At 68.4% G+C, this 26740-nt stretch carries 28 protein-coding genes and 1 pseudogene; 19 read left to right on the top strand and 10 right to left on the bottom strand.

From position 1 onward, the window contains the following. Window positions 1-9: 9 nt before the first annotated feature. Window positions 10-1215, bottom strand: a complete 1206-nt coding sequence (locus ACF8LI_RS26645) for a LysM peptidoglycan-binding domain-containing protein (RefSeq protein ID WP_392414555.1) — start codon at window positions 1213-1215, stop codon at window positions 10-12. 199 nt (window positions 1216-1414) lie between these two features. On the opposite strand from ACF8LI_RS26645, the gene def reads away from it, so the two are divergent. From def to ACF8LI_RS26605, 8 genes are all read left to right on the top strand, one after another. Beyond that, window positions 1415-1927: a peptide deformylase gene (def, locus tag ACF8LI_RS26640; RefSeq protein WP_016449360.1), complete on the top strand. Its 513-nt coding sequence runs from the start codon at window positions 1415-1417 to the stop codon at window positions 1925-1927. Beyond that, window positions 1924-2457 (top strand): hypothetical protein, encoded by a 534-nt coding sequence (locus tag ACF8LI_RS26635; RefSeq protein WP_392414554.1) that lies wholly within the window; start codon window positions 1924-1926, stop codon window positions 2455-2457. Before def ends, ACF8LI_RS26635 begins: the two co-directional genes overlap by 4 nt. Window positions 2458-2493: 36 nt before the next feature. Then, window positions 2494-3477 (top strand): methionyl-tRNA formyltransferase, encoded by a 984-nt coding sequence (fmt, locus tag ACF8LI_RS26630; RefSeq protein WP_126311108.1) that lies wholly within the window; start codon window positions 2494-2496, stop codon window positions 3475-3477. Continuing rightward, complete coding sequence (locus ACF8LI_RS26625; protein WP_392414553.1) at window positions 3474-4337, top strand: AzlC family ABC transporter permease; 864 nt, start codon at window positions 3474-3476, stop codon at window positions 4335-4337. The genes fmt and ACF8LI_RS26625 overlap by 4 nt, the downstream gene beginning before the upstream one ends. Beyond that, window positions 4337-4672 carry an AzlD domain-containing protein gene (locus tag ACF8LI_RS26620; RefSeq protein WP_012202761.1) on the top strand — a complete coding sequence of 112 codons (336 nt, stop codon included), beginning with the start codon at window positions 4337-4339 and terminating at the stop codon, window positions 4670-4672. Before ACF8LI_RS26625 ends, ACF8LI_RS26620 begins: the two co-directional genes overlap by 1 nt. A 192-nt stretch (window positions 4673-4864) precedes the next feature. Beyond that, a complete protein-coding gene (locus tag ACF8LI_RS26615; protein WP_026062985.1) occupies window positions 4865-6058 on the top strand; it encodes a phosphoglycerate kinase in 1194 nt (397 codons plus the stop codon). A gap of 120 nt (window positions 6059-6178) precedes the next feature. Further along, window positions 6179-6718: a hypothetical protein gene (locus ACF8LI_RS26610; RefSeq protein ID WP_016449355.1), complete on the top strand. Its 540-nt coding sequence runs from the start codon at window positions 6179-6181 to the stop codon at window positions 6716-6718. Continuing rightward, on the top strand, window positions 6715-7314 hold the full coding sequence (locus ACF8LI_RS26605; RefSeq protein WP_017407706.1) for a FlgO family outer membrane protein: 600 nt from the start codon (window positions 6715-6717) through the stop codon (window positions 7312-7314). The genes ACF8LI_RS26610 and ACF8LI_RS26605 overlap by 4 nt, the downstream gene beginning before the upstream one ends. Before the next feature lie 74 nt (window positions 7315-7388). On the opposite strand, the gene ACF8LI_RS26600 is transcribed toward ACF8LI_RS26605, so the two are convergent. Next, window positions 7389-8270, bottom strand: coding sequence for a DMT family transporter (locus ACF8LI_RS26600; RefSeq protein WP_026062986.1), 882 nt, complete (start codon window positions 8268-8270; stop codon window positions 7389-7391). Between the two features lie 88 nt (window positions 8271-8358). Between ACF8LI_RS26600 and pyrF the strand changes: the two genes are divergently transcribed. The 4 genes from pyrF (at window position 8359) to ACF8LI_RS26580 (ending at window position 12236) form a co-directional block, all read left to right on the top strand. Then, window positions 8359-9186 (top strand): orotidine-5'-phosphate decarboxylase, encoded by an 828-nt coding sequence (pyrF, locus tag ACF8LI_RS26595; RefSeq protein WP_016449352.1) that lies wholly within the window; start codon window positions 8359-8361, stop codon window positions 9184-9186. A gap of 20 nt (window positions 9187-9206) precedes the next feature. Beyond that, window positions 9207-10112, top strand: a complete 906-nt coding sequence (locus ACF8LI_RS26590; RefSeq protein ID WP_392414552.1) for a LysR family transcriptional regulator — start codon at window positions 9207-9209, stop codon at window positions 10110-10112. Between the two features lie 155 nt (window positions 10113-10267). Beyond that, entirely contained in the window at window positions 10268-11251 is a 984-nt protein-coding gene (locus ACF8LI_RS26585; protein ID WP_374006328.1) for a Bug family tripartite tricarboxylate transporter substrate binding protein, read from the top strand. Between the two features lie 7 nt (window positions 11252-11258). Continuing rightward, window positions 11259-12236 carry a succinylglutamate desuccinylase/aspartoacylase family protein gene (locus tag ACF8LI_RS26580; protein ID WP_392414551.1) on the top strand — a complete coding sequence of 326 codons (978 nt, stop codon included), beginning with the start codon at window positions 11259-11261 and terminating at the stop codon, window positions 12234-12236. Between the two features lie 21 nt (window positions 12237-12257). Here the strand turns inward: ACF8LI_RS26580 and ACF8LI_RS26575 are convergent, their stop codons facing one another. Together ACF8LI_RS26575 and uvrA are read right to left on the bottom strand one after the other, a co-directional pair. Further along, a complete protein-coding gene (locus ACF8LI_RS26575; RefSeq protein ID WP_043790914.1) occupies window positions 12258-13412 on the bottom strand; it encodes an FAD-binding oxidoreductase in 1155 nt (384 codons plus the stop codon). Window positions 13413-13420: 8 nt separating this feature from the next. Next, the gene (gene uvrA, locus ACF8LI_RS26570) at window positions 13421-16528 is read right to left on the bottom strand and encodes an excinuclease ABC subunit UvrA (RefSeq protein ID WP_016449348.1); all 3108 of its coding nucleotides are present in this window, start codon (window positions 16526-16528) and stop codon (window positions 13421-13423) included. Window positions 16529-16801: 273 nt separating this feature from the next. On the opposite strand from uvrA, the gene ACF8LI_RS26565 reads away from it, so the two are divergent. The 7 genes from ACF8LI_RS26565 to ACF8LI_RS26535 all read left to right on the top strand — a co-directional run bounded on the left by ACF8LI_RS26565 (window position 16802) and on the right by ACF8LI_RS26535 (window position 22468). Further along, window positions 16802-17977: an MFS transporter gene (locus tag ACF8LI_RS26565; protein WP_034348262.1), complete on the top strand. Its 1176-nt coding sequence runs from the start codon at window positions 16802-16804 to the stop codon at window positions 17975-17977. 159 nt (window positions 17978-18136) lie between these two features. Next, complete coding sequence (gene ssb / locus ACF8LI_RS26560; RefSeq protein WP_016449346.1) at window positions 18137-18703, top strand: single-stranded DNA-binding protein; 567 nt, start codon at window positions 18137-18139, stop codon at window positions 18701-18703. An 86-nt stretch (window positions 18704-18789) separates the two neighbouring features. After that, entirely contained in the window at window positions 18790-19287 is a 498-nt protein-coding gene (locus ACF8LI_RS26555; protein ID WP_392414550.1) for a hypothetical protein, read from the top strand. Between the two features lie 55 nt (window positions 19288-19342). Continuing rightward, the gene (locus ACF8LI_RS26550) at window positions 19343-19489 is read left to right on the top strand and encodes a hypothetical protein (RefSeq protein WP_289086934.1); all 147 of its coding nucleotides are present in this window, start codon (window positions 19343-19345) and stop codon (window positions 19487-19489) included. Window positions 19490-19613: 124 nt separating this feature from the next. Further along, complete coding sequence (locus ACF8LI_RS26545) at window positions 19614-21068, top strand: SulP family inorganic anion transporter (protein WP_227472475.1); 1455 nt, start codon at window positions 19614-19616, stop codon at window positions 21066-21068. Window positions 21069-21464: 396 nt separating this feature from the next. Then, window positions 21465-21773 carry a hypothetical protein gene (locus ACF8LI_RS26540; protein ID WP_392414549.1) on the top strand — a complete coding sequence of 103 codons (309 nt, stop codon included), beginning with the start codon at window positions 21465-21467 and terminating at the stop codon, window positions 21771-21773. Window positions 21774-21775: 2 nt separating this feature from the next. Then, a complete protein-coding gene (locus ACF8LI_RS26535; protein ID WP_016449342.1) occupies window positions 21776-22468 on the top strand; it encodes a hypothetical protein in 693 nt (230 codons plus the stop codon). A 33-nt stretch (window positions 22469-22501) separates the two neighbouring features. On the opposite strand, the gene paaE is transcribed toward ACF8LI_RS26535, so the two are convergent. The 6 genes and pseudogenes from paaE to ACF8LI_RS26505 form a co-directional block, all read right to left on the bottom strand. Then, a complete protein-coding gene (gene paaE / locus ACF8LI_RS26530; RefSeq protein ID WP_392414548.1) occupies window positions 22502-23599 on the bottom strand; it encodes a 1,2-phenylacetyl-CoA epoxidase subunit PaaE in 1098 nt (365 codons plus the stop codon). Further along, window positions 23596-24165: a 1,2-phenylacetyl-CoA epoxidase subunit PaaD gene (gene paaD / locus ACF8LI_RS26525; protein ID WP_047218903.1), complete on the bottom strand. Its 570-nt coding sequence runs from the start codon at window positions 24163-24165 to the stop codon at window positions 23596-23598. Before paaD ends, paaE begins: the two co-directional genes overlap by 4 nt. Next, the gene (gene paaC, locus ACF8LI_RS26520; RefSeq protein WP_392414547.1) at window positions 24165-24947 is read right to left on the bottom strand and encodes a 1,2-phenylacetyl-CoA epoxidase subunit PaaC; all 783 of its coding nucleotides are present in this window, start codon (window positions 24945-24947) and stop codon (window positions 24165-24167) included. The genes paaD and paaC overlap by 1 nt, the downstream gene beginning before the upstream one ends. 13 nt (window positions 24948-24960) lie before the next feature. Next, complete coding sequence (paaB, locus tag ACF8LI_RS26515; RefSeq protein ID WP_012202743.1) at window positions 24961-25266, bottom strand: 1,2-phenylacetyl-CoA epoxidase subunit PaaB; 306 nt, start codon at window positions 25264-25266, stop codon at window positions 24961-24963. Further along, a complete protein-coding gene (paaA, locus tag ACF8LI_RS26510) occupies window positions 25263-26285 on the bottom strand; it encodes a 1,2-phenylacetyl-CoA epoxidase subunit PaaA (RefSeq protein WP_012202742.1) in 1023 nt (340 codons plus the stop codon). The genes paaB and paaA overlap by 4 nt, the downstream gene beginning before the upstream one ends. A gap of 45 nt (window positions 26286-26330) precedes the next feature. Then, a pseudogene (locus tag ACF8LI_RS26505) lies at window positions 26331-26740 on the bottom strand (phenylacetate--CoA ligase); the annotation flags it as partial.

Here is a 26740-nt window from a genome sequence, read left to right as displayed (position 1 = left end):
CGTGGTGGCTCAAGGAGCCGGCGAGGTCAGGCTGTCGCCGACCTCGACACCGCGCCGCGCCTCCAGGATCAGCGCGTAGGAGACGCGATCGAAGGTCCGGAACACCATGGCATGGCCGTTGTGTTCGTCGGGCAGTTGCACCTCTTCCTTTTTCTCGCCCGTCTTGTCCACGATGCGTGCGCCGCGGCGTATCAGCTCCAGCACCGTGCCCACGTCCATGCCGTCCTGCGTGCCCTTGTTGATGGCAATGACCTGGTTGTTGGCCGCCCAGCGCACGGCCTGATCACCGTACAGGGAAACCACATGGGCCTTCACTGCCTGTTGCGGCGCGTGGGGCGCGTAGTTCATGTAGCTGCGCTCGGGCGCGGGCAGCAGGCGGTCGCCGGCGCGCATTTCGGTCTTGGAACGCGACAGGTCCACCGTGGCGGGAGAGTTCTGCTGGTGCTTTTCGCCCTTGCTGTCGACGATCTCCAGCGTGGTCTCGCCCTCGATGAGATCGGCCAGGCCCAGGTACTTGGCCTCATAGCCCAGCACCTCGCCGGAGATGGGATCCTTGAGCGCCACGGCATCGCGGAAGACGCGGTACTGGCGCGGCAGGCCGTCGCCCTTGCGCAGCGGCGCCTCGGCGGTGCCGCGTGCATAGGCGCGGTCGCCGCTGGCCATGAGCACGCGCTCGTCCGTGGTGGCGATCAGGCGTGGCGCGCGCAGTAGCGTTTCGGCATCGACGACCAGGGGCTCGGCCAGGAAGGGCTCGATCAGATGGGGCTGCAGCGTGGGCAGGGCCGCCTGGGCCAGGGATTCGCTGCGCGTGCTCGGAGTGATGCGGACCACGCCGGGCTCTCCGACATCGCCCATGGGGCGGGCCGTGCTCAGGCGGGCGTAGCCGTCACGCTTGTCCAGGTACAGCACCTGGCCCGGATAGATGAGATGGGGATTGGCGATGGCCTGCATGTTCATGCCCCACAGCTCGGGCCAGCGCCAGGGACGGCGCAGGAACATGCCGGAGATGCCCCACAGCGTGTCGCCGCGCTTGACGGTGTAGCTGTCGGGCGCATCGGGCGCCAGCTCACCCACGGGAACGCCCTGCTGCGCCACCTGCTGGGCTGCCGAGCGCTGCGATGGCGTCACCGGATACTGCTGCGCGTGGGCCGCCGCACACGCGGCGATCAGGGCCGAGGCAACAGTCCAGGTACGAGCTGTGGCGAATGCAGTCATGGAATTCCTCTTCTTGTGTCTGACACAGCGTCCCTCCTAGGCACTGCGGCACGGCCGATCTTGTCATGAACGGCCATACAGGTCTTACAAATCAGCAAAGATTCTGCGTGCAAGGCCATGAGAGGGCAACGCTTATTGCGTCGTCCCGCTGCGCCCAGGCAGAAAAGTGGCGAAAATAACGACATTCACCGACCACGCCATGTCCATTCTGCCCATTCTTTGCTATCCCGACCCCCGCCTGCACACCGTCGCCAAGCCGGTCGCCAAGGTCGATGACCGCATTCGCCAACTGGTCCAGGACATGTACGCCACCATGTATGACGCCCAGGGCGTGGGACTGGCCGCCACCCAGGTGAATGTGCATGAACGCGTGGTCGTGGTCGATGTCTCCGAAGGCCGCGACGAGCCCTTTGCGCTGATCAACCCCGAGCTGCTCTGGGCCAGCGACGAGAAGCAATTGGGCGAGGAAGGCTGTCTGTCCGTGCCCGGCATCTACGACGGTGTCGAGCGCTCCACGGCCATCAAGGTCAAGGCGCTGGACGAGAACGGCAACGAACGCATCATCGAGGCCGAAGGCTTCAAGGCCATCTGCATCCAGCACGAGATGGACCATCTGATGGGCAAGGTCTTCGTCGAATACCTGTCGCCGCTCAAGCGCAACCGCATCAAGACCAAGCTGCTCAAGCAGCAGAAACAGGCAGAACGCGCATGACCCGCCTGCCAGCGCTTCGCTTCATGCCGCGCTGGAAGATGGACGGCGCGGGCCTCGTTGCCTGGGCGCTGCTGGCCCTGTCCCTGCTGCTGGCGGGCTGCACCGTACCCGAGTGGCAAAAGCCCGGCACGCCACGGGCCGACATCGAGCGCTCCATGGGCCGCCCGACCCTGAGCCTGCCGCTGGACGGCGGCGGCACGCGCCTGGTCTACAGCTGGCAGCCTGCAGGCCAGCAGGTCTATCACATGGATTTCGACGCCAGCCAGCGCCTGGTGCGCGTGGAGCAGGCGCTCACCATCGAACGCTTCCACGCCCTGCGCAATGGCGAGGACACCCGGGAAAGCGTGCGTCAGCTCTTCGGCCCGCCTGCGCTGATCGAGAGGGTCTACAGTTTCAACGGCGACATCTGGACCTACCGTATCCTGGAAAATGGCATTCGCCGCCAGGCCCATGTGCATATCGACCCCGCCGGCGTGGTGCGCCGCGTGATGTTCACCGACGAAGTGTTCAATGACGACGATCGGCGTTGAGCCTGCACACCGTCCCCACCGTCCCTACTGGATTGCATGAGAGTCATTTTTGCCGGCACGCCCGAGTTCGCGCGCGTTGCCCTTGAACGCCTGCTCGCCGCGGGCTTCACCGTCCCCCTGGTGCTGACCCAGCCCGACCGTCCTGCCGGGCGCGGCATGAAGCTGCAGGCCTCGCCCGTCAAGCAGTGCGCGCTGGAGCATGGCATTGCCGTGGCCCAGCCGCGCAGCCTGCGCCTGGACGGCAAATACCCCGAAGAGGCCGCCGCCGCCCGCGCCGCCATCGAAGCGGCCCAGGCCGATGTCATGGTCGTGGCCGCCTACGGGCTGATCCTGCCGCAGTGGGTGCTCGATACGCCTCCGCGCGGCTGCCTGAACATCCACGCCAGCCTGCTGCCGCGCTGGCGCGGCGCCGCCCCCATCCACCGCGCCATCGAGGCCGGCGATGCCGAGACCGGCGTCACCATCATGCAGATGGATGCGGGCCTGGACACGGGCGACATGTGCCTGATCGAGCGCCTGCCCATCACCGCCGACGACACCACGGCCAGCCTGCACGACAAGCTGGCCGACCTGGGCGGGCGCCTCATCGTCGAGGCGCTGGAGATGAGCGCCTGCGGCGGCCTGCCGCGCACGCCCCAGCCTGCCGAAGGCGTGAACTACGCGCACAAGATCGAAAAGGCCGAAAGCCAGATCGACTGGCGCCAGGATGCCGAGGCCATTGCCCGTCGCCTGCGCGCCTTCAACCCCTTCCCGGGTGGCGCCACGCAGTACGGCGATGAAGCCATCAAGGTCTGGGAGGCTCACGCCGACCCCGCCGCCGCCGTGGCGGCGGCAGTGCCCGGCACCGTGCTGTCCGCAGGCGCCGACGGCGTGCGCGTGGCCTGCGGCCAGGGCGTGCTGTGCATGACGCTGCTGCAGCGCGCGGGCGGCAAGCGGCTGGCGGCAGGCGATTTCCTGCGCGGCTTCGATCTGCCTGAAGGAGCCATCCTGGACGGTGCTGCCAGCGGCGGCACGCCATGAACCTGCAGCCCCTGGTGGAGCGCGCACGCGGCATTGCGCGCGATCCCGCCTTCATGACCGGCGTGCGCGACATGTCGGGCACGGCGCTGGGCATCGGCGCCTGGGGCCTGGTCACGGGCGTGGCCATGATCAAGAGCGGCATGTCCCTGCCCCTGGCGCTGTTCATGGGCCTGCTGGTCTATGCCGGCAGTGCCCAGCTGGCGGTGCTTCCGCTGATGGCCGTGGGCGCGCCCATGTGGGTGGTCTGGTTCACGGCCATCTGCGTGAACCTGCGCTTCGTCATCCTCAGCAGCATGTGGCGCAGCTACTTTGCCCACCTGCGCCTGCGCCACCGCCTGGCCATCGCCTATTTCAGCGGCGACGTGATCTTCGTGGGCTTCATGAAGCGCTACCCCGATGCCCGGCCCCAGCCCGAGCAGTTGCCCTATTTCTGGGGTGCCGCCTCGACCAACTGGCTGGCCTGGCAGATCCCGTCCACGTTGGGCATCCTGCTGGCCGACCAGGTGCCCCTGTCCTGGGGCCTGGGCTTTGCGGGCGTGCTGGCCCTGATGGGCGTGCTGCTGTCCATGCTCAACGACCGTGCCACCTGGGTGGCAGGCGTGGTTGCAGCCAGCGCGGCCGTGGCGGCCTTTGCGCTGCCGCTCAAGCTCAATATCCTCGTGGCCATCGCGGCAGCCGTGGCCGCAGGCCTGCTGGCGGAATCGCTGCAGCAGCGCCTGCGCGCACTGCAGGCGCCTGAAAAAGGGGAGCCAGGCCCGGTGATTGTCCCGCCCGATACAGCACATGGCGAGCGCCATGCCCGGCTGCCGCTGGACGAAGACGCCCGGCCCGTGCAAACCAAGGAAAAGGAAACGCTCTGATGGATCTGTCCTGGCTGTGGCCCTGGCTGGCCTGCGTGGGCCTGGCGGCCATCACGCTGTTCACACGCGCCTTCTTCCTGATTCCAGAACGCGAGGTGCCCTTGCCGCAATGGCTCAAGCGCGGCCTCAAGTACGCGCCGCTGGCGGCCCTGGCGGCCGTGATTGCGCCCGAGATCGTGATGACCAACGGCCGGCTGATCTCCACCGTGGTCGATGCGCGCCTGCCGGCCCTGGCTTGCGCGGTCATGTATTTTTTTTACAAGCGCAGCATCATGGGAACGATCGCTCTTGGCATGGCGGTCTATCTGCCACTGCATATCGGCCTGGGCTGGTAGGCGCAGCGCGGCCGAGAGCGGCCGAGAGCGCCCGGCTGCCCGGCTGAAACCGGATTACAGGCGCTCCCGATGCCCCGGATCGCCGGAGCGGCCGCCCGCTGCCAGGGCGGGCACGCCGCCTACAATGGCCGCGCTTTACCTCTTTTTCGTTTCAATTCCATGGCGATCGCCACCGATCGCAACGCCGCCGTCATGAACATTCTCCGTTTCTCCGATCTGTGCGCCCAGGGCAAGGCCCAGGGCCAGCGCGTCTTCATCCGCGCCGACCTCAACGTGCCCCTGAACGATGCTGGCGAGATCACCGAGGACACGCGCGTGCGCGCCTCCGTGCCCGCCATCGAGATGGCACTGAAGGCCGGCGCCGCCGTGATGGTGACCAGCCACCTGGGCCGCCCCACCGAAGGCGAGTTCAAGCCCGCCGATTCGCTGGCGCCCGTGGCCCGCCGCCTGGGCGAGCTGCTGGGCCGCGAAGTGCCCCTGGTCGCCGACTGGGTGGACGGCGTGCAGGTGGCGCCCGGCCAGGTCGTGCTGCTGGAGAACTGCCGCGTGAACGTGGGCGAGAAGAAGAACAAGGAAGAACTGGCCCGCAAGCTGGCCGCGCTGTGCGACATCTTCGTGCACGACGCCTTCGGCACTGCCCACCGTGCCGAGGGAACCACCTACGGCATCGCCCAGTTCGCGCCCATTGCCTGCGCGGGACCGCTGCTGTCGGCCGAGATCGACGCCATCACCAAGGCCCTGGCCAACCCGCGCCGCCCGCTGGCCGCCATCGTGGCCGGCTCCAAGGTCTCGACCAAGCTGACCATCCTGCAGTCGCTTGCCAAGAACGTGGACCAGCTCATCGTGGGCGGCGGCATTGCCAACACCTTCATGCTGGCGGCGGGCCTGAAGATCGGCAAGAGCCTGGCCGAGGCCGACCTGGTCGGCGAGGCCCGCGCCGTGATCGACGCCATGGCCGCACGCGGCGCCGAGGTGCCGATTCCCACCGACGTGGTGGTCTCCAAGACCTTTGCGGCCGACGCGCCCGCCACCGTCAAGAAGGCCACCGAAGTGGCTGACGACGACATGATCCTGGACATCGGCCCCGAGACTGCCGCCCGCCTGGCCGAGCAACTGCGCAAGGCCGGCACCATCGTCTGGAACGGCCCCATGGGCGTGTTCGAGTTCGACCAGTTCGCCAACGGCACCAAGGTCGTGGCCCAGGCGATTGCCGAGTCCGACGCCTTCAGCATCGCCGGTGGCGGCGATACCCTGGCCGCCATCGCCAAGTACGGCATCGAGGACAAGGTCGGCTACATCTCCACGGGCGGCGGCGCCTTCCTGGAAGTGCTGGAAGGCAAGACCCTGCCTGCCTTCGAGATCCTGCAAAAGCGCGCCAACGGCTGAGCACGGCAACATCCGGATACGGGGCACTTTCTTGTCAGTGCCTCGCGGCGAAGCCACAATCGACACTTTGCGCAGCTGCAGCAATCCGCCGCAGCGCGCCCCCGCACCGAGGAGAAATCCATGCGATCGTTCAAATCCGCCGGCGGCCTGGCCCTGGCGGGCCTCTGCCTGGCCCTGGCGGGCTGCGTCAATGCACCGATGACCAGCTACTTCGAAGCCACGGCCCAGCCCAAGATCGGCGCTGCCGGCCACTGGGACTCCGTGGCCAACGATGTCGTCGCCAAGACGCTGGAGACACTGCAAAAGACCGGCATCGAGCGCACCACGCCGGTCCACGTGGCCCTGCCGGCCGAGCCCAGCCCGTTCGACAAGGGCTTTCGTGAGCTGATCATCACCAAGCTCGTGCAAAGCGGCGTGACCGTCATGCTGCAACCGGCCCAGGCCCAGCTGCAGGTGAGCTACGGCGCCCAGGTCGTGCGCCACGGCAAGCGCCTGCCCAACCCCGAACTCGTGCTGACGACGACGGTGGTGCGCAACAACCAGTACCTGGCGCGCAAGACCGACGTCTACTACCTCGAAAAGAGCGACGCCGTGCTGTTCACGGCCGAGGATGAGCGCCCCGAATTCCCCACCAAGAACCTGAAGGTGGTGGGCCAATGACGCTGCGCACGCCCCTCCTGCCGGCCGCGCTGGCTGCGGCAGCCCTGCTGTCCGCCTGCGCCGTGCCCGCCCCCGCGCCTTCGCCCGAGTTCTCGGCCGCACGCCGTGGCGAGCCCACCTACCAGTCGGCCGCAGCCAACCCCTTCATCGCCAGCAGCCGCGCTGCCGTGGACGAGCTGGTCAAGGGCCTGAACACCGAGGAACTGGGCGAGGCGCCCGTGCTCGTGGCCACCGTGGTCAACGTCAACGACCTGACGCGCTCGGCCCCGCTGGGCCGCACGCTCAGCGAGCTGTACGCCTCCCAGCTGTCCGCCAAGGGCTACAACGTCAAGGAGCTGAAGCTGCGCGGCGATGTGTACGTCAAGGAAGGCACGGGCGAGCTGCTGCTGTCGCGCGAGATCAAGGACATCGCCCGCAACCACAATGCGGCCCTGGTCCTGGTGGGCACGTACTCGGCGGCTGCCAAGTACACCTATGTGAGCCTGAAGCTGGTTCGCACCGACGACAGCCGCATCGTGCGCAGCCACGACTACGCGCTGCCCAACAACATCGACATCCAGCGCCTGCTGGGCGCCCCGGCCACGGCGCAACGCTGAGGCCCTGCAGCCTGACTGCGCCCGTGTGCGCAGTCAGGCTGCATCTTCTTCTCCCGACCTTCTCCTGCTTGCCCTCAGCGGCCGCGCGCCGGCCACAGCACCGAGGCAATGGCCACCACCATCAGCGCCACGGCCGTCCAGTCCTGCCAGTGCAGCACCTCGCCCAGCCACCAGGCGCCGCTGAACACGCCCAGCACGGGGATCATCATCACGCTCAGCGTGGACGCCACGGGCGGCAGGCTGCGCGCCAGGAAGAACCAGACCGTCTGGCCAAAGCCCAGCACCAGCACGCCGTTGAAGACGATGGCGCCCGTGGCCTGGGCATCGGGCCAGTGCCACAGGTGGCGCTCGAAGACGAAGGCCAGCACCGTGAGCGTCAGCGCGGTCAGCGCCACCATCCACAGCGTCATCGTCAGCAGGGGCACGGGCACCTCGGCGCGGCGCAGCTTCTGCGTGCCGAAGGCCCAGCTCAGCGCGGCGGCCAGCATCAGGCCCACGCCGATGGGGCGGCTGCCCAGGGCGCCGACCTCGTGCCACAGCAGCAGGAGCACGCCCGCCAAGGCCGCCGCCACACCCGCCCAGGCACGCGGCGCCAGCCGGTCATGGAAGAACAGGCTGCCCAGCACGGCCGAAAAGATGGGCATGGTGTAGCCCAGGATGGCCGCCCGCCCGCTGGACAGCATGGGGATGGCAATGATGATCAGGCTGTTCCACAGCACCATGTTGAACAGCGTCAGCTGCGCCAGCCGGGGCCAACAGGCGCGCGGCACGGCCAGCGGCAGGCGGCGCCAGACCACGAAGGCCGCCAGGATGGGCAGCCCCACCCACATCGAGGCCATGCGGAAACTCAGCGGCGGGAAATGCTGCACGCCCAGCTTCATCACCGGCCAATTGATGCCCCAGATCAGGGTCAGCGCGATCAGCAAAAGGATTTGTCGGGCGGTGAAGGCAGGCATAGGCCGCCGATTGTGCCCATGGGCCGCCAAACCCGCTGGATGCCCGGCGACAGGCCCCGGGAAGGGCCGATCGCTAAAATCGCGCCCCATGACCTTTCTCGACATGCTGCGCAATGCCACCGCCCAGAACCAATCCATGCTGTGCGTGGGCCTGGACCCCGAACCCAGCCGCTTTCCTGCGGCCATGCGCGGCGATGCAAGCAAAATCTACGAATTCTGCGCCGCCATCGTCGAGGCCACGGCCGACCTGGTGAACTCCTTCAAGCCCCAGATCGCCTACTTCGCGGCCCACCGCGCCGAAGACCAGCTGGAAAAGCTCATGGCCCACATGCGCGCCGTCGCGCCCCATGTGCCCATCATCCTGGACGCCAAGCGCGGCGACATCGGCTCCACCGCCGAGCAGTACGCCAAGGAAGCCTTCGAGCGCTATGGCGCCGACGCCGTGACCCTGTCGCCCTTCATGGGCTTCGACTCCATCACGCCCTACCTGCAGTACGAGGGCAAGGGCGCCTTCCTGCTGTGCCGCACCTCCAACCCCGGCGGTGACGACCTGCAGGCCCAGCGCCTGGCCGACCTGCCGGGCCAGCCCCACCTGTTCGAGCATGTGGCGCGCCTGGCGCAAGGCCCCTGGAACACCAACGGCCAGCTCGGCCTGGTGGTGGGCGCCACGCGCCCGCAGGAGATCGAACGCGTGCGTGAATTCGCGCCCTCGCTGCCGCTGCTGATTCCCGGCGTGGGTGCCCAGGGGGGCGATGCCGTGGCCACGGTCAAGGCGGCGCGCATCGGCGGCGGCCCCATCATCATCAATTCCTCGCGTGCGGTGCTCTATGCATCGCAGGGCGACGACTTCGCTGCCGCCGCGCGCACCGCCGCCCAGGCCACGCGCCAGACGCTGCAAGACGCAGCCGCTGCCTGAGACGGCAGGGAAGCCCGGCCATGCAAGGCAAATGGCTGGAAGACTTCCTGCTGCTGGCCCAGGAGCGCAGCTTCACGCGCGCGGCCGAGCTGCGCCATGTCACCCATCCGGCCTTCGGGCGGCGCATCCGCGCGCTGGAGGCCTGGGCCGGCACGCCCCTGGTCGAGCCCGGCGGCGGCCCCGTGCGGCTGACGCCGGCCGGCGAAGCCTTCCGCGATACGGCCGAGCAACTGGTGCGCATGCTGGCCCAGTCGCATGATGAACTGCAGGCCGTGGCCGGGCGCCAGGCCCGCGTGATCACCCTGGCCACGGGGCGCACGCTGGCGCGCACCATCGTAGCCGACTGGCTGACGCGCCACGGCAGCGTGCTGCAGACGGCCGAGCTGCGCGTGGTCACACGCACGCTGGACGAGACCGTGGCCATGCTGCAGCGCGGCGAAGTCAGCTTCACGCTGGTCTACCACCACGCCGCCATTGGCGTGCGCCTGGACGGCCGCCAGTTCAGCTACCTGACGGTGATGCAGGACAGGCTGGTGCCCGTGGCCCGCGCCGATGCCCGGGGCCGTCCGATGTACGAGCTGTCGGCCAGCCACCAGCCCGTCGCTCCCGTGCCCTACCTCGCCTTCTCCCACAGCATGGCCCTGGGCCGGCTGGTGGAAGACCACCTGGCCCGGCATCCGCTGGCGCCGCGCCTGCGCCGCTGCGTGGACTGCGACTCGGCCGACGCCCACTACGAATACGTGCTGCGCGGCCTGGGCCTGGCCTGGATGCCGTGGTCCATGGTGCGCGGCGACTGCCAAGCCGGCCGCCTGGCCGTGGCCGGCGACCCGGGCCTGGAAGTGCACTTCGACGTGCGCCTGTACCGTCCCAAGCGCCACCTGGGCCCCGCGGCCGAGCAGTTCTGGAGCGACATCACGGGCGCCTGACGGGTGCATGCATGCGCCCTCCTGGTGCAAACCCGCACCGCGCTGTGGAACAAGCGGGTTTTGGTGCTGCAACGGCTCCGCCTCGTGCCGAATCAGCACCAAATGCCTGGGTAGTCCTTCGCACAATCAATCTCATACATTTCAGGAATAACCCCATGCCCAGCAACTCCCTCCTGCGCCGCACCTCCCTGGCCTGCGGCCTGCTGATCGCCGCCACCGGCAGCGCCTTCGCCGACGACGCCGCCAGCTACCCCAACCGCGCCATCACCATGATCGTGGGCTACCCCGCCGGCGGCAGCACCGACCTGGTGGGCCGCTTCGTGGCCGATGGCCTGGCCTCGCGCCTGGGCCAGCCCGTGGTGGTGGAAAACCTGGGCGGCGCAGGCGGCGCCATCGGCGCGCAAAAGGCCGTCAAGGCCACGCCCGACGGCTACACGCTGTTCGTGGGTGCCAACAACGAGCTGGCCATCGCCCGGCTGATCAACAAGAGCATCAAGTACTCCATCGGCGACTTCACGCCCATCGGCATGATCGGCTCCCAGCCCATGGTGCTGGTGGCCTCGCAGAAGGCCGGCGTGAAGACCGCCGCCGAGTTCAGCGCCCTGGTGGCCAAGAACCCGGGCAAGTTCAGCTACGGCAGCTCGGGCGTGGGCACGGCACTGCACCTGGCCGGTGAAATGATCAAGGAGCAGGGCAAGCTGCACATGACCCACATCCCCTACCGCGGCGTGGCGCCCCTGACCACGGACCTGGTGGGCAACAACATCGAGTTCGGCATGTTCGTGCTGTCCTCGGGCCTGCCCCAGATCCGCGCGGGCAAGGTCATCGCCCTGGGCACGACGGAGGCCAAGCGCTCGGCCATCACGCCCGACATCCCGGCCCTGTCCGAGCTGCCCCAGTACAAGAATGTGGACATCAACGTCTGGTTCGCGCTGATGGCACCCAAGGGCCTGCCCGCACCCGTGGCCGCCAAGGTCAAGAAGGCGCTGGACGAGACCATGGCCTCGCCCGAGTTCCGCAAGAAGATGGAAGAGTCGGGCTCGGTCGTGGCCGATCCCAAGACCGATGCCGGCAAGTACATCAACGCCGAGATCGCCAAGTACACAAAAATCGTCCAATTTGCCCACATCGAGAACTGAGCCAGCCATGGACGCTTTGCGATTTGACCTTCCCCTGCCCGACCTGAGCGCCTGGCGCGCGGGCAATACCGGTACCGAGGGCGTGTGGCAATTCGACTCGGGACGCCCGGGCCGCCACGTGATGATTTCCGCGCTGGTGCACGGCAACGAGATCTGCGGCGCCTGGGCCGTGTCCGGGCTGCTTCAGGCCCTGCACAACGGCCTGGCGCTGGACAACGGCCGCCTGACCCTGGTGCTGGCCAACCTCGATGCCTTCGACCGCTTCGACGCGGCCAGCCACGATGCCTCGCGCTTCGTGGACGAGGACATGAACCGCCAGTGGATAGACGCACGCATCGACGAGGGCAGCACCCGCGAACGCCGCCGCGCCGCCGCGCTGCGCCCCTTCGTGCAGCAGGCCGACTGGCTGCTGGACCTGCATTCCATGCACGAGCCCTCGGCCCCGCTGCTGCTGACCGGCATGCAGCCGCGCAACCGCGATCTGGCACGCCAGATGGGCGCGCCGGCGAACATCGTCGTGGATGCCGGCCACAAGGACGGCACGCGGCTGCGCGACTACGGGCGCTTCGGCCTGCCCGACGCCGAGGCCGGCGACTCGCGCTCGCTGCTGATCGAATGCGGCTTCCATGGCGATCTGGCCAGCCGCGACGTGGCGCACGACCAATGCCTGCGTTTCCTCGAAGTGGCCGCCATCTTCGACAACGGCGCGCTGCACGCCGCCCTGCCCGGCTGGAAGCAGGCCGACGCACCGACCCAGTGGGCGCTGGAAGTCACGGCGCCCGTGGTGGCCAAGAGCAGCGGATTTCGCTTCACGGCGCCGTTCACGGGACTGGAGCGCTTCGAGAAGGCCGGCACGGTGATCGGCGACAACGATGGCGAGCCGGTGATCACGCCCTATGGCGACTGCGTGCTGGTCATGCCCTCGGTGCGCCAGGCGCGCGCGGGCGTGACCGTGGTGCGCTTTGCGCGGCGCTCGCCGCTCTGAGCGGCACGCTTCAACCGAACCTCAGCCGCGCTGGCAGCGCGCAGGCGACAGCCGTTCAGGCTGCACGCCCTGCGCGGCCAGGCGTGCATCCAGCGGCTCGCCGCACAGCAGGTTGCGCGCCAGCAGGCTGTAGCCGAAGGCGCTCTGTATGCCGTAGCCGCCCTGGGCGGCCACCCAGAAAAAGCCCGGCAGCGGCGCAGGCGAGGCATCCCAGCCAATGGCCATCTCGCCGTCGGCCACAAAGCTGCGCAGCCCGGCCCAGGTGTGGGAGGGGCGGCGAATCTGCAGCGTGGTCACTTCCTCGATGCGCCAGATGCCCGTGGCCACGTCCAGTTCCTCGGGCGCCACGTCCTGCGGCGCCACGGGGTCGGCGTTGGCGGGCGAGCCCAGCAGCTGGCCTGCATCGGGCTTGAAGTAAAAGCCCTCGTCGGCGCTGATCACGGCGGGCCAGTGCGCGGCGTCCATGCCTTCGGGCACGGCAAAGGTGAAGGCACTGCGCCGCTTGGGCACCAGGCCGATGGGCGCTGCGCCCGCCAGTGCGCCCAGCGCATCGGCCCAGGCGCCGGCCGCGTTGACCACGCAGCGCGCGCGCACCTGGCTGCCGTCGGCCAGGTCCACGGTCCAGACACCGCCGTCCTGCGCCAGCGCGCGGACCTCGGCGCTGCAGCGCAGCTCGCCGCCGCACTGGCGCAGGCCGCGCAGGAATCCCTGGTGCAGGCCATGCACGTCGATGTCGCGCGCGCCGTCGTCCGCAAAGCCATCGACCAGCAGCGCGGTGTTCAGGCAGGGCACCAGGGCCTTGAGTTCATCGGGGCCCAGGCGCCGCGCCTGGGGCGAGTGCAGGAGCGCCTCGGCATGGGCGGCATCGAGCAGGTCCTTCTGCGCGGCCGTGCCCACATAGAGCACGCCGCGCGGCGCCAGGATGGGCGCCTGCACAAAGCCTTGCGGCGGCTGCTCGTAGAAGGCGCGGCTGGCGCGCGTCAGCGCCTGGACCTGCAGCGGGCCATAGTGCTCCTCATACAACGCGGCCGAGCGGCCCGTGCTGTGGTAGCCGGGCTGGGATTCGCGCTCCAGCACCAGCACCGAGGCGCCGCCATCGCGCGCCAGCTGCCAGGCCACCGAGGCACCGGCCATGCCCGCGCCCACCACCACGAAATCAAGGATGCTGCTGTCCATGGCCGGCCTCACTGTGCTTTCCGGCGACCAGCCTTGGCCGCTGCAGGAGCCGACACCGACGCTGCCTCCAGATAGGGCCGCAGGTAGCGCCCCGTATGGCTGGCCGGGTTGGCCGCCACGTCCTCGGGCGTGCCCGTGGCCACCACCTGGCCGCCGCCCGAGCCGCCTTCGGGGCCCATGTCGATGATCCAGTCGGCCGTCTTGATCACGTCCAGGTTGTGCTCGATGACCACGATGGTGTTGCCCGCATCGCGCAGCTGCTGCAGCACCTTGAGCAGCAGGGCGATGTCGGCGAAGTGCAGGCCCGTCGTGGGCTCGTCCAGGATGTAGAGCGTGCGCCCCGTGTCGCGCTTGGACAGCTCCTGGGCCAGCTTGACGCGCTGCGCCTCGCCGCCCGACAGCGTGGTCGCGCTCTGGCCCAGCCGGATATAGGACAGGCCCACGTCCAGCAGGGTCTGCAGCTTGCGGGCGATGGTGGGCACGTCCTTGAAGAAGGCATGGGCGTCCTCCACCGTCATCTCCAGGATCTGGGAGATGTTGCGGCCCTTCCACTGCACCTCCAGCGTCTCGCGGTTGTAGCGCTGGCCGTTGCAGATGTCGCAGGGCACGTAGACATCGGGCAGGAAGTGCATCTCCACCTTGACCACGCCGTCGCCCTGGCAGGCCTCGCAGCGGCCGCCGGCCACGTTGAAGGAGAAGCGCCCGGGGCCGTAGCCGCGCTCCTTGGCGGTGTTGGTCTCGGCCATCAGGTCGCGGATGGGCGTGAACAGGCCCGTGTAGGTGGCCGGGTTGCTGCGCGGCGTGCGGCCTATGGGCGACTGGTCCACATTGATGACCTTGTCGAAATAGCCCATGCCGATGATGTCGTCGTGCGGCGCGGCCTCGCCGCCGGCGCGGTGGATCTGGCGCGCGGCCTCGGTATAGAGCGTGTCGTTGACCAGGGTGCTCTTGCCCGAGCCCGAGACGCCGGTCACGCAGGTCAGCAGGCCCACGGGAAAGTCCGCCGTCACGCCCTTGAGGTTGTGGCCGCGCGCGCCCACCACGCGCAGGGCCTGCAGTTGCGGCGCAGCCGCACCGGCCTCGGCCGGATGCTGGCCCGTGCGTGCGGGGAAGCCCTTGGCAGGAGACCGGACCTCGCCCTCGGCCGGCGCCTCGACCACGGGCTGCCAGGGCGTGCGCCGCGCAGGCACTTCGATGCGCTGGGTGCCCGCCAGGTAGCGGCCCGTGGGCGAATCGGGGTTGGCGCGCACCTCTTCGTAGCTGCCCTGGGCCATGACGCGGCCGCCATGCACGCCCGCGCCCGGCCCCAGGTCGATGATCTGGTCGGCCGCACGCATCATGTCCTCGTCGTGCTCGACCACGATGACGCTGTTGCCGATGTCGCGCAGGTGCTGCAGCGTGCCGATGAGCTTGTCGTTGTCGCGCTGGTGCAATCCGATGCTGGGCTCGTCCAGCACATACATCACGCCCGTCAGGCCGCTGCCGATCTGGCTGGCCAGGCGGATGCGCTGGGCCTCGCCGCCCGACAGCGTGTCGGCCCCGCGCTCCAGGCTCAGGTAGCTCAGGCCCACGTCGTTGAGGAACAGCAGGCGCGAGGCGATCTCGCGCACCACCTTGCCCGCGATCTCGGCCTTGGCGCCCGACAGCTGCAGGGACGCGCACCAGGCATGGGCCTCGGCCAGCGTGGCGTGGCCCACCTCGTAGATGGCGCGGGCCTGCTCGCCCTCGCCGATGCGCACGAAGCGCGCCTCGCGGCGCAGCCGCGTGCCGCCGCAGTCGGGGCAGACGGCGACGCTGCGCAGCCGCGCCAGGTCGTCGCGCACCACGCTGGACTCGGTCTCGCGCCAGCGCCGCGTGATGTTGGGGATGATGCCCTCGAAGGGGTGGCTCTTGACCAGGGTCTCGCCCTTGCGCGCACCGCTGTCGAAGACATAGGTGAAGGGCATTTCCTCCTCGCCCGAGCCCCACAGCATCACGTTGCGCACCTTCTCGGGCAGCTCCTCGAAGGGCAGCTCCACATCGGCGCCATAGTGGCGCGCCACGCTCTCCAGCATGGAGAAGTAGTAGCCGTTGCGCCGGTCCCAGCCCTTGACGGCGCCGCTGGCCAGGCTCAGCGTGGGAAAGGCCACCACGCGCTCGGGATCGAAGGACTCCGTGCAGCCCAGGCCGTCGCAGCCCGGGCAGGCGCCCATGGGCGAGTTGAACGAGAACAGGCGCGGCTCCAGCTCGGGCAGCGAATAGCTGCACAGCGGGCAGGCGAACTTGGCGCTGAAGAGGTGTTCCTTGCCGCTGTCCATCTCCAGGGCGATCACGCGGCCGCCGGCGTCGGCGCCACCCGCGCGCAGGGCGGCCTCGAAGCTCTCGGCCAGGCGCTGCTGGGCGTCGGCGCGCACCTTGAGGCGGTCGATCACCACGTCGATGTCGTGGCGCTCGTTCTTCTCCAGCGCGGGCAGGGAATGGGACTCGTGGATCTTGCCGTCGATGCGAAAGCGCACATAGCCCTGGGCCTGCATCTGCGCGAACAGCTCGGCGAACTCGCCCTTCTTGTTGCGCGCCAGCGGCCCCAGCACCATGAGGCGCGTGTCCTCGGGCAGGGCCAGGGCCGCATCCACCATCTGGCTGATGGTCTGGGACTGCAGCGGCAGGTTGTGGTCGGGGCAGTAGGGCGTGCCGGCGCGTGCGAACAGCAGGCGCAGGTAGTCGTTGATCTCGGTCACCGTGCCCACGGTGGAGCGCGGGTTGTGGCTGGTGGCCTTCTGCTCGATGCTGATGGCGGGCGACAGGCCCTCGATCAGGTCCACATCGGGCTTGTCCAGCCGCCCCAGGAACTGGCGCGCATAGGCCGACAGGCTCTCCACATAGCGGCGCTGGCCCTCGGCGTACAGGGTGTCGAAGGCCAGGCTGGACTTGCCCGAGCCCGACAGCCCGGTGATCACCACCAGCCGGTTGCGCGGAATGTCCAGGTCGATGTTCTTGAGGTTGTGCGTGCGCGCACCGCGGATGGCGATGCGTGACTGCGCCAGCGCCTGGCCGAGGTAGCGGCCGTCGGGCTGGGAGCGGGAGTCGGCGGCCCGGTCCAGGCCGCCGTCTTCGGAAATCGTGTGGGAACCAGGCATCGGGAAAACCCCTGCGAAGGCGAACCCGCCATGATAGGTCAGAACCCGTGCCACCGCATGGCGGCTCGGTCTGCGGGGCGGCTGGGCCTTCTGCGGCGCCCCTTCACAAAACTGTCTTGCACTGCCTTGCATAACCCAGCCACCCCGCAGCGCCGGCCTATGGGCGAGAATGGCGGATTGCTTGCCCCCACAACAGTGCACCCCGTGCTCGATTCCCCCACACCCGTCCACGGCGCCCAGGCGCCAGCCCCCTCCTCGGCCGCATCGGGCCGCATGACCTCGCAGGAACGCCGATCCAGCGCCAGCCTGGCGCTGATCTTTGCGCTGCGCATGCTGGGCCTGTTCCTGGTGCTGCCGGTGTTCGCGCTGGAGGCGCGCAAATACCCGGGCGGGGATGATCCGGCCATGATCGGCCTGGCCATGGGCCTGTACGGGCTCACCCAGGCCGTGTTCCAGCTGCCCCTGGGCCTGGCTTCGGACCGGTTCGGGCGCAAGCGCGTCATCGTCGCCGGGCTGCTGGTCTTTGCCGCGGGCAGCCTGCTGGCGGCCACGGCCGACTCACTGCTGGGCCTGATGTGGGGCCGGGGCCTGCAGGGCGCGGGCGCCGTCTCGGCCGCCGTGACCGCGCTGCTGGCCGACCTCACGCGCGACAGCGTGCGCACCAAGGCCATGGCCATGGTGGGCGGCAGCATCGGCCTCATGTTCGCGCTGGCCCTGGTGCTCAGCCCCCTGCTGGCGGCCTGGGGCGGGCTGCCCGGCATCTTCGGCCTGACCTGCGCCCTGGCGCTGGCGGGCATTGCCGTCGTGCTCTGGGTCGTCCCGCCCGAGCCAGCGCGCCACGCCGACCAGCCGCGCGGCCGCATGGCCGAGCTGTGGCGCCACGGCGACCTGGTGCGGCTGAACCTGGGCGTGTTCGTGCTGCACACCGTGCAGATGTCCATGTGGGTGGCCGTGCCCGCCATGCTGGTGCAGGCAGGCCTGGACAAGCAGGCGCACTGGCATGTCTACCTGCCGGCCGTGGTGCTGTCCTTCGCCGCCATGGGCGGCCTGTTCGCCATGGAGCGGCGCGGGCGCCTGCGCGCGGCCCTGCTGGGCGCCATCGCCCTGATCACCCTCGTGCAGATCGGCCTGGGCCTGCTGGCGGCCGGCGGCACGCAGCCGCCGCTGTGGGCCATGGCCGTGCTGATGTTCGTGTTCTTCTGCGGCTTCAACGCGCTGGAGGCCACCCAGCCCAGCCTGGTCTCTCGCATGGCCCCGGCCCCGCTGCGCGGCGCGGCGCTGGGCGCCTACAACACGCTGCAATCGCTGGGCCTGTTCGCAGGCGGCGCGCTGGGCGGCGCCGTCGCCAAATGGGCCGGCATGCCGGGCCTGTTCACCCTGACGAGCGTCCTGGCCGTGCTGTGGCTGGTCGTCACCTGGCCGCTGCGCCCCGTGGGCCGCCACGGCTGAACGGCAGTTTTCCGACGGTTACAAACTGCTGCAGCCAGCCGCTGCACCGGCATATCCGCCCCCTGCCAACGGCGGACGGCTTGCGGCACAATGGCGCGTCTGGCCCGGGATCCATCCTTCTATGCCCGGGCCACTTCTCTCTGTAAAGGTATTTCACTCATGGCATCCGTCAACAAGGTCATCATCGTCGGCAACCTCGGGCGCGACCCCGAAATGCGCACCTTCCCGAGTGGCGACCAGGTGGCCAACGTGACCATCGCCACCACCGACCGCTGGCGCGACAAGAACACGGGCGAGAACAAGGAAGCCACCGAGTGGCACCGCGTGGTCTTCAACGGCCGCCTGGCCGAAATCGTGGGCCAGTACCTGCGCAAGGGCAGCCAGGTCTATGTCGAAGGCAGCCTGCGCACGCGCAAGTGGACCGACCAGGCCTCCGGCCAGGAACGCTACGCCACCGAAATCCGCGCCGACACCATGCAGATGCTGGGCAGCCGCCAAGGCGGCGGCGGTGGCCAGCAAGGCGGCGGCTATGGCGATGAAGGCTATGGCGACAGCGGCTACGACGCCCCTCCCCAGCAGCAACAGCGCCGCCCGGCCCCTGCCCCCATGGCAGCGCCCGCACCGCGCCAGGCGCCTGCCCAGCGCCCCGCTCCCGCACCCATGGCACCCCCGCCCCAGCGCGCGGCCTCGGGCTTTGACGACATGGATGACGACATTCCGTTCTGATTCGGACCATCAAGGTTCTTGAGCATCCAGACCCGCTTTCCCCGGAAAGCGGGTTTTGTTTTTCCAGGCGCCCGACGACAAATCCCATGCTCCTGCCGCGTGCCAGAACCCTGTTGTGGAGTCTTGTCCTGTGCCTGCCGCTGGCCGTGTTCGGCTGGCTGGCTGCAACCCTGTGCCTGATCTCGCAAGAGGACTACACGCCCGAGCCCGGCAGCTTCACCTACTACATCGGCATCTCGTCCCTGGTGCGCCATGCGCCGCTGGTGGGCGCGCTGGGCAAGGCGGAGTACTTCGGCAGCGTGGGCGACGGCAACAAGCCGCCACACGGCCTGGTGTCCTATGACGTGGAGTTCGCAAGCATTGGCCCCGCCACGCACGCCTTCGATGCCTACCTGCTCGGCAAAGGCTATTCCCGGACTGCGGACGACGAAACGCCCGGCCCCTCCTACGGCATGGGGCGGCGCGTTCGCCATGCCAGGTACACGGCGTCTTCGGGCCAAGTCGTCTACGTGGAAGTGGTGCAGGCCTCGTCGGCCGAGCAAGGCCCTGTGCGCTACCGCGCCACCATGGCGCACTACGACTGATTGCGGCCAGGGGCCCATCCCGCGGCAGGCAGCACCCCCTCGTACAATCGCGCCCGTGATTTCAATCCACCGGCACCGTCAACCCGAGGCTCGCCAAGCGCGCAGCCGCGATGCCGCACGCCTTCACAGCTTCACGCTGGCCCGCATCGCGCGCGGCTCGCAGAGCCGGCGCTCGGGCTGCACCCGCCTGGCGCCGCCGTAGCACGGTCGAACCGTACAAGCCGCCAGGTTGTTTCGGGCATCGCCCGACGCCCGGCATGTTCATTCCCGTCTACAAAATCCTGCCCCGCCCTGTCACATCCAGCGCGGCGGGGCTGGCCATTTCCATGTCGAAACACCCCCATCCCTTTCGCGCCGAGTGGGCGCCCAGCATTCCGCGCGAGCTCATGGCCGGCGCCGTGGCCACCTTTGCGCTGATCCCCGAGGTCATCGCCTTCTCCTTCGTGGCCGGGGTCGATCCTGCCGTCGGCCTGTTCGCCTCCTTCATCATCAGCATCGTCATCGCCTTCACGGGCGCGCGCCCGGCCATGGTGTCGGCGGCTGCGGGCTCGGTCGCCCTGGTGGCCGCTCCGCTGGTGCATGCCCATGGCGTGCAGTATCTTTTTGCGGCCGGCATTCTTGCGGGGGCCGTGCAGATCCTGTTCGGCCTGCTGCGCCTGGGCGTGCTGATGCGCTATGTATCGGGCTCGGTGCGCACGGGCTTCGTCAATGCGCTGGCCATCCTGATCTTCTCGGCCCAGATGCCGCACCTGATCGGCGCCAATGCCGCCACCTGGGCCATGGTGGGCGCCGGCCTGCTGATCATCTACGGCCTGCCCCGGCTGACCACGGCCGTGCCCTCGCCCCTGGTCTGCATCGTGGTGCTGACGGTGGCGGCGAATTGGCTGGACCTGCCCCTGAAGACGGTCGCCGACCTGGGCCTGCTGCCGGACGGCCTGCCCAGCTTCGGGCTGCCGCAGGTGCCGTGGTCGCTGGAGACGCTGCGCCTGATCGCCCTGCCCGCGCTGGCGATCGCCATGGTGGGATTGCTGGAGTCCATGATGACGGCCAGCGTGGTCGATGAACTCACGGACACGCCCAGCTCCAAGAACCGCGAGTGCAGCGGCATCGGCGTGGCCAACATCGCAGCCAGCCTGTTCGGCGGCATTGCCGGCTGCGCCATGATCGGCCAGACCGTGGGCAATGTGCGCTACGGCGGCCGGGGCCGGCTGTCCACGCTGTTCGCGGGCGCCTTCCTGCTCATCCTGATGGTGCTGCTCAAGCCCTGGGTGTCGCAGGTGCCGGTGGCGGCGCTGGTGGCCATCATGGTAATGGTGTCGGCCTCCACGCTGGACTGGGGATCGGCCCGCGCCCTGCTCAGGCACCCCAAGCTGTCCAGCGCCGTAATGCTGGCCACCGTGGTGGTCACCGTGGCCACGGACAACCTGGCCGCCGGCGTGGGCGTCGGCGTGCTGCTCAGCGGGGTGTTCTTCACCTTCAAGGTCTCAAGGCTGCTGTCCGTCGAGAAGACGCAGGACGGCGCAGGCCTGACCTACCGCGTCTCGGGCCAGGTCTTCTTTGCCTCGGCCGATCAGCTGGTCGATGCCTTCGACGTGCGGGACATCGAAGGCCGGCCCGTGCGCATCGAACTGACCAACGCCCATTTCTGGGACATCACGGCCGTCAATGCGCTGGACAAGGTTTGCCAGCGCCTGCGCAAGCACGGCAGCACGGTCGAGGTGACGGGCCTGAACGAACACGGCCGGGCACTGGTGTCGCGGCTGGATATCGGCATCGAGTAGGAAACCTGCCCCGGGCATGGTTTCCCTGCGCTGGCAGACCGCTTGCTTTCCTGGGGCAGACGCGGTCTGCTCTTTCGCAAAGAGAAATCCGTCAAATATCGAATGGGTCATTCAGAAAATTCTCTATTTCAAAGAGTTACTCTTTTGAAATAAAGATTTCAGCCCGCTCATTTAGGATCTGGACCGCTGTCACCTCCCCGAACCCGTTCCATCTCTTCCATGCGACTCAGATCCGTTATCTTGGGCCTTGTCCTCCTGGTCTTTGCCGCATCCGCATCCTGGTTGGCCGTGTATGGGTTTCTCATCTCCCAGGAGGACTACTCGCCTGAGCGGGGATCGCTCAGATATTACGTAGGCATCTCTTCCCTGATACGCAATGCGCCAGCGACAGGGACGATGGCGCAGCCCACCTACTTCGGCTCCGTCGGTGATGGCAACAAGCCACCGCAGTCCGAGATGACCTTCGAGACCAGCGCCAAGGACATCACCGAGGCCACTGCGGCCCTCACCAGCTACCTGCGCCAGAAGGATTTCCACCAGAGATCCATCGATGCCGGAAATGCCGCCGCATCGTTTGTCCCCGAGGGAGAGCGCCTTGTCCAATACGCGCAATACGCGTCATCGGCCGGCGAAGTTGCCGTACTGGCGGTCACCCAGGCAATCGCAACAGACCTGTGCAAGGTCACGCTCACCCATTACGACTGAACATGTCCAGCAGATCCCACATACCCCGAAGACTCATCTATACCTGCAACTGCGGATGGATTGACCTGGGCCACCTCCAATCGGTCGAGAGCCATCGCAATCGCTACGCCAGTGCGGCCTATCTCTGGAAAGACATACTGCATGAGCGTGGCATCGGGATTCCCGGTCACTCCGACAGCCATCTGATTCAATACAAGCAATCCATGGGGCGCTTTGGCCTGACCCAGGAATTTGCCAAGTTCTATCTCGTCAAGAAAGGCCTGTCTCTTTCAGCGAAGCGCTCCGTGGCCCTGGCCATATTCATGGAGGTTTCCATGGGCTTCGAGAGCCTGCAGGCATCCATGTCGCTCCTCACAGACAGTGGATTCAGCCAGGAAGACCTGGTTTCCAACCTGATTGGCTTCTACATGGTCGTGCACGGGGCACTGGACTGGAAGAACCTGTGCAAGCCGGTTTCCACCGAGGCATCGCTGGCCGTCTGGGATGCCAACGGTCCCGTGGGAAGCCATAAAAACAAAGTCTTCCAGCCGCAGTTCCACGCCTGCGAGGAATGCAAGAGCAAGCACCATGTGCAGCTGCCGCGCTTTCCTTCCGCGTTTCAGTCCATACAGCCCGCATCCAAGGGTCTGCATTTCATCGAAGCATCTGATGGGCTGCCAGTGCCAAAGCACATGCTTTCGACACTGTTTCCCTGAGTCTTCCTGCCCTGCGCCAGAACACAGGCGCCCTCACCGCTCATCGAACGACAGCACCACGCGCTCGGTCAGCGGATGCGCCTGGCAGGTCAGCACGAAGCCGCAGGCGACCTCGTTCTTGTCGAGGGCGAAGTTGCGCTCCATGCGCACTTCGCCCTCGACCACCTTGGCGCGGCAGGTGCCGCAGACGCCCGAGGTGCAGGAATAGGGCACTTCCAGCCCGGCCGAGGAGGCCGCGTCCAGGATGCTGGCCTGGCCGCGCGTGAAGGGGATCTCGCGCGAGAGGCCGTCGCGCACCAGGGTGATGCGGGCGGTGGCGGCGTCGCCGGGCTGGGCCTCGTGCACCACGGCGCCCACCGTGCCCTGGCCTGCGGCCGGCAGGGCCACGCCGAAGCGCTCGATGTGGATGCGCTCCTCGGGCACGCCGGCGGCCAGCAGGGCGGCCTCGGCCTCGTCGTTCATCTGGAAGGGGCCGCAGATGTAGACATGGTCGATGTGCGCGGCCGGCACCACGCCCTGCAGGAATTCGGCGATCTTGGTTCGGTCCATCACGCCCATGTTCAGCGGCAGGTCGGTGTGTTCGTCCGAGAACACATGCTGCAGCGACAGCCGCGACATGTAGCGGTTCTTGAGGTCCTCGATCTCCTCCTTGAACATGGTGGACTGCAGCTGGCGGTTGCCGTAGATCAGCGTGAAGCGGCTGGCGGGCTCGCGCGCCAGCACGGTCTTCATGATGGACAGGATGGGCGTGATGCCGCTGCCGCCGGCGATGCCCACATGGTGGCGCGCGGCCCCGGGCTCGATGGGCACGAAGAAGCGGCCCTGGGGCGCCATGACCTGCAGCGTGTCGCCGGGGCGCAGATGCTCGTTGATCCAGTTGGAGAACTGGCCGCCGCGCACCTTGCGCACGCCCACGCGCAGCTCGCCGTCATCCACGCCTGCGCAGATGGAGTAGCTGCGGCGCAGGTCCTGGCCGTCGATCTGGTGGCGCAGGGTGAGGTACTGGCCCTGGGTGAACCCGAAGACCTCGCGCAGCGCGGGCGGCACGTCGAAGGAGACGACCACGGCCTCGGCCGTGTCGGGCGCAATGCTGCGCACGCGCAGCGGGTGGAACATCGTGGTCGTGGTCATATCGGCTTGAAGTGTTCGAAGGGTTCGCGGCAGTCCAGGCAGCGGTGCAGGGCCTTGCAGGCCGTGGCGCCAAAGGCCGAAAGCCGCTCGGTGTGCACGCTGCCGCAGTGCGGGCAGGCAACGGGCTCGGGCACGGCAATGCCCTGGCGGCGGCGCACCAGGCGGATGGGCGAAGTGCCCTCCGGCAGGCCGGCGTCGCCACAGCGCCCGGGGGGCGCGATGCCGTATTCGCGCAGCTTGCGCCGGCCGTCGTCGCTGATCCAGTCCGTGGTCCAGGCCGGGGCGCGGCGCAGCACGGCGCGCGCGGGGCCCAGGCCTGCGGCCTCGATGGCATCGAGCACGCTGCGCTCTATGACCTCGGTGGCCGGGCAGCCCGAGTAGGTGGGCGTGAGCACGATCTCCATGCCCTGGCCTTCGGGCAGGGCATGGACCTCGCGCACGATGCCCAGCTCGCAGACCGAGATCACGGGCACCTCGGGATCGGGCACGTCCTGCAGCGCGGCCCAGGCCAGGCGCTCGCGCTCGGCCGAGGCGGATGTGACGGCCACAAGCCGTGCGGCAGCCATCACCACACCCCGCCCGGATAGGCGCGCTGCAGGTGCTGCATCTCGGCCAGGATGAAGCCCATGTGCTCGCTGTGCACGCCGTTGCGGCCCGTGCTGCGGAAGGCGGATTCGGCCGGCATGTCCAGCGTGGCCTCCTGCAGCAGGGCGGCCATTTCGGCCTGCCAGGGCTCGCGCAGCTCGGACCAGGCCGGGCCCAGGCCGCTGGCGCGTGCGGCAGCGTCCGTGGCGTCGTCGGTGAACAGCTCGGCCGCATAGCGCCACAGCTGGGCCAGCGCCGCCTCCATGCGCTGGCGCGATTCCTCGGTGCCGTCGCCCAGGCGCACCACCCAGTCGCCCGCGTGCTGCTCGTGGTAGCGCGCCTCCTTGAGCGCCTTGGCGGCGATGGCGGCCAGCTCGGCGTCGCGGGAGTGCACCAGGCGCTCCCACATCAGGCGCAGCCAGGTGGCAGCCATGGCGTTGCGCAGCACGGTGAAGGCGAAGTCGCCGCGCGGCAGCTCGGCCAGCGTGGCGTTGAAGTAGTCGCGCTCGTCGCGCAGAAAGGCGAGCTGGTCCTCGTCGTGCGCGCGGCCTTCGAGCTGGCCGGCGCGCGTGAGCAGCGCACGCGCCTGGCCGACCAGGTCCAGCGCCATGTTGGTCATGGCGATGTCCTCTTCGAGGATGGGCGCGTGGCCGCACCACTGGCCCAGGCGCTGGGCCAGGATCAGGCAGGTATCGCCCAGGCGCAGCAGGTACTGCACCTCGGGCCGGGCGTCGATGGCGATGGAGGAGGCGGAGGCGTTCATGGCAGCTCCCCGCTCACATGTGGTCCACCGAGGGCGGCAGCTGGTAGAAGGTCGGATGGCGGTAGACCTTGTCCTGGGCCGGGTCGAAGAACATGTCCTTGTCGCCGGGGTCGCTGGCCACGATCTGGTCCGAGCGCACCACCCAGACGCTCACGCCCTCCTGGCGCCGCGTGTAGACATCGCGCGCCATCTGCAGCGCCATCTGCGGGTCGGCCGCATGCAGGCTGCCGCAGTGCTTGTGGTCCAGGCCGGCCTTGCTGCGGACGAAGACTTCCCACAGCGGCCATTCGTTGGTGATGTTCTGTTCGACGGCGGTCATGCGGCCTCCTTGCGGGTCTGGTTTCTCTGTGTCTGCTTGCGGGCATGGGCCAGGGCGGCCTCGCGCACCCAGGCGCCTTCGTCCCAGGCCTTGACGCGGGCGCCCAGGCGCTCGCGGTTGCAGGGGCCGTCTCCGGCGATCACGCGCCAGAACTCGTCCCAGTCGATGGGGCCATGGTCATGGGCCTGGCGGGCCTCGTTCCATTTCAGGTCGGGATCGGGCAGGGTGACGCCCAGCACCTTGGCCTGGTCCACCGTGGCGTCGATGAACTTCTGGCGCAGCGCGTCGTTGGAGATGCGCTTGATGCCCCAGCGCATGGACTGCGCGCTGTTGGGCGACTGGTCGTCGGGCGGGCCGAACATCATGATGGACGGCCACCACCAGCGGTTGACGGCGTCCTGCACCATGGCCTTCTGCGCCTCGGTGCCCTGCTGCATCATGGTCAGCAGCGCCTCGTAGCCCTGGCGCTGGTGAAAGCTCTCCTCGCGGCAGATACGCACCATGGCACGCGCATAGGGCGCATAGGAGCAGCGGCAGATGGGCACCTGGTTCATGATGGCCGCGCCGTCCACCAGCCAGCCGATGGTGCCCATGTCGGCCCAGGTCAGCGTGGGGTAGTTGAAGATGGAGCTGTACTTGGCCTTGCCCGTGTGCAGCGCGTGCAGCATCTGGTCGCGGCTGCTGCCCAGCGTCTCGGCGGCCGCGTAGAGGTACAGGCCATGGCCGCCCTCGTCCTGCACCTTGGCCAGCAGGATGGCCTTGCGCTTGAGGGTGGGCGCGCGGCTGATCCAGTTGCCCTCGGGCAGCATGCCGACGATCTCGCTGTGCGCATGCTGGCTGATCTGGCGCAGCAGCGTCTTGCGGTAGTTGTCGGGCATCCAGTCCTTGGCCTCGATGAATTCGCCGGCATCGATGCGCTCGTCAAAGCGCTGCTGCAGGCGCATTTCGTCGGCCGAGCGCACGGCCTTGCCGCCATCGCCCGCTTCCTTGCCCATGGTGTCCATGGCCTGGGTATACATGTGCGATCTCCTTGAATGAAATGGTTGACGACGGCCGGCGGTGCCTCAACGCGGCCGCCTGTCGTACACGCGCCGGGCCTTGCCGGTCTGCGTGCGCTCGATGGTGTCGGGATCGAAGACGCGCACCGCCGTGGAAATGCCCACCAGGGTCTTGATGCGCTGCTGCACCCACTGCGCGATCTCGCCGCGCTCGGCATCGCCCAGGCCGCGCCGCTGCGGCTGCAGCTCGCAGTGCACCTCGACGGTGTCCAGCAGGCCTTCACGGCTGATGTGCATCTGGTACAGGCCCGTGAGGCTGGCATTGGCCAGCACGATTTCCTCGATCTGGGTCGGAAAGACGTTGACGCCGCGGATGATCATCATGTCGTCGCTGCGCCCCACGATCTTGCCCATGCGCCGGAAGCTGCGCGAAGTCGGCGCCAGCAGCCGCGTCAGGTCCCGCGTGCGGTAACGAA

This window comes from Delftia sp. WSY_12 (assembly GCF_043104645.1).
Classification (GTDB): domain Bacteria; phylum Pseudomonadota; class Gammaproteobacteria; order Burkholderiales; family Burkholderiaceae_C; genus Comamonas; species Comamonas tsuruhatensis.
Note: the sequence above shows the minus strand (reverse complement) of the source record. Positions and strands in the feature narration are given on the sequence as shown.

Excerpts from the sequence above, each read along its gene's own strand:
- ACF8LI_RS26575 (WP_043790914.1), bottom strand. The coding sequence starts at position 13,412 with ATGGACAGCAGCATCCTTGATTTCGTGGTGGTGGGCGCGGGCATGGCC.
- ACF8LI_RS26535 (WP_016449342.1), top strand. The coding sequence starts at position 21,776 with ATGTCCAGCAGATCCCACATACCCCGAAGACTCATCTATACCTGCAAC.
- ACF8LI_RS26565 (WP_034348262.1), top strand. The coding sequence starts at position 16,802 with ATGACCTCGCAGGAACGCCGATCCAGCGCCAGCCTGGCGCTGATCTTT.
- ACF8LI_RS26555 (WP_392414550.1), top strand. The coding sequence starts at position 18,790 with ATGCTCCTGCCGCGTGCCAGAACCCTGTTGTGGAGTCTTGTCCTGTGC.
- paaE (WP_392414548.1), bottom strand. The coding sequence starts at position 23,599 with ATGACCACGACCACGATGTTCCACCCGCTGCGCGTGCGCAGCATTGCG.
- ACF8LI_RS26540 (WP_392414549.1), top strand. The coding sequence starts at position 21,465 with ATGGCGCAGCCCACCTACTTCGGCTCCGTCGGTGATGGCAACAAGCCA.
- paaD (WP_047218903.1), bottom strand. The coding sequence starts at position 24,165 with ATGGCTGCCGCACGGCTTGTGGCCGTCACATCCGCCTCGGCCGAGCGC.
- ACF8LI_RS26620 (WP_012202761.1), top strand. The coding sequence starts at position 4,337 with ATGGATCTGTCCTGGCTGTGGCCCTGGCTGGCCTGCGTGGGCCTGGCG.
- paaC (WP_392414547.1), bottom strand. The coding sequence starts at position 24,947 with ATGAACGCCTCCGCCTCCTCCATCGCCATCGACGCCCGGCCCGAGGTG.
- ACF8LI_RS26625 (WP_392414553.1), top strand. The coding sequence starts at position 3,474 with ATGAACCTGCAGCCCCTGGTGGAGCGCGCACGCGGCATTGCGCGCGAT.
- ACF8LI_RS26600 (WP_026062986.1), bottom strand. The coding sequence starts at position 8,270 with ATGCCTGCCTTCACCGCCCGACAAATCCTTTTGCTGATCGCGCTGACC.
- ACF8LI_RS26605 (WP_017407706.1), top strand. The coding sequence starts at position 6,715 with ATGACGCTGCGCACGCCCCTCCTGCCGGCCGCGCTGGCTGCGGCAGCC.
- paaB (WP_012202743.1), bottom strand. The coding sequence starts at position 25,266 with ATGACCGCCGTCGAACAGAACATCACCAACGAATGGCCGCTGTGGGAA.
- ACF8LI_RS26615 (WP_026062985.1), top strand. The coding sequence starts at position 4,865 with ATGAACATTCTCCGTTTCTCCGATCTGTGCGCCCAGGGCAAGGCCCAG.
- ACF8LI_RS26590 (WP_392414552.1), top strand. The coding sequence starts at position 9,207 with ATGCAAGGCAAATGGCTGGAAGACTTCCTGCTGCTGGCCCAGGAGCGC.
- ACF8LI_RS26580 (WP_392414551.1), top strand. The coding sequence starts at position 11,259 with ATGGACGCTTTGCGATTTGACCTTCCCCTGCCCGACCTGAGCGCCTGG.
- pyrF (WP_016449352.1), top strand. The coding sequence starts at position 8,359 with ATGACCTTTCTCGACATGCTGCGCAATGCCACCGCCCAGAACCAATCC.
- fmt (WP_126311108.1), top strand. The coding sequence starts at position 2,494 with ATGAGAGTCATTTTTGCCGGCACGCCCGAGTTCGCGCGCGTTGCCCTT.
- ACF8LI_RS26585 (WP_374006328.1), top strand. The coding sequence starts at position 10,268 with ATGCCCAGCAACTCCCTCCTGCGCCGCACCTCCCTGGCCTGCGGCCTG.
- ACF8LI_RS26645 (WP_392414555.1), bottom strand. The coding sequence starts at position 1,215 with ATGACTGCATTCGCCACAGCTCGTACCTGGACTGTTGCCTCGGCCCTG.
- def (WP_016449360.1), top strand. The coding sequence starts at position 1,415 with ATGTCCATTCTGCCCATTCTTTGCTATCCCGACCCCCGCCTGCACACC.
- ACF8LI_RS26610 (WP_016449355.1), top strand. The coding sequence starts at position 6,179 with ATGCGATCGTTCAAATCCGCCGGCGGCCTGGCCCTGGCGGGCCTCTGC.
- ssb (WP_016449346.1), top strand. The coding sequence starts at position 18,137 with ATGGCATCCGTCAACAAGGTCATCATCGTCGGCAACCTCGGGCGCGAC.
- ACF8LI_RS26635 (WP_392414554.1), top strand. The coding sequence starts at position 1,924 with ATGACCCGCCTGCCAGCGCTTCGCTTCATGCCGCGCTGGAAGATGGAC.
- uvrA (WP_016449348.1), bottom strand. The coding sequence starts at position 16,528 with ATGCCTGGTTCCCACACGATTTCCGAAGACGGCGGCCTGGACCGGGCC.
- ACF8LI_RS26545 (WP_227472475.1), top strand. The coding sequence starts at position 19,614 with ATGTCGAAACACCCCCATCCCTTTCGCGCCGAGTGGGCGCCCAGCATT.
- paaA (WP_012202742.1), bottom strand. The coding sequence starts at position 26,285 with ATGTATACCCAGGCCATGGACACCATGGGCAAGGAAGCGGGCGATGGC.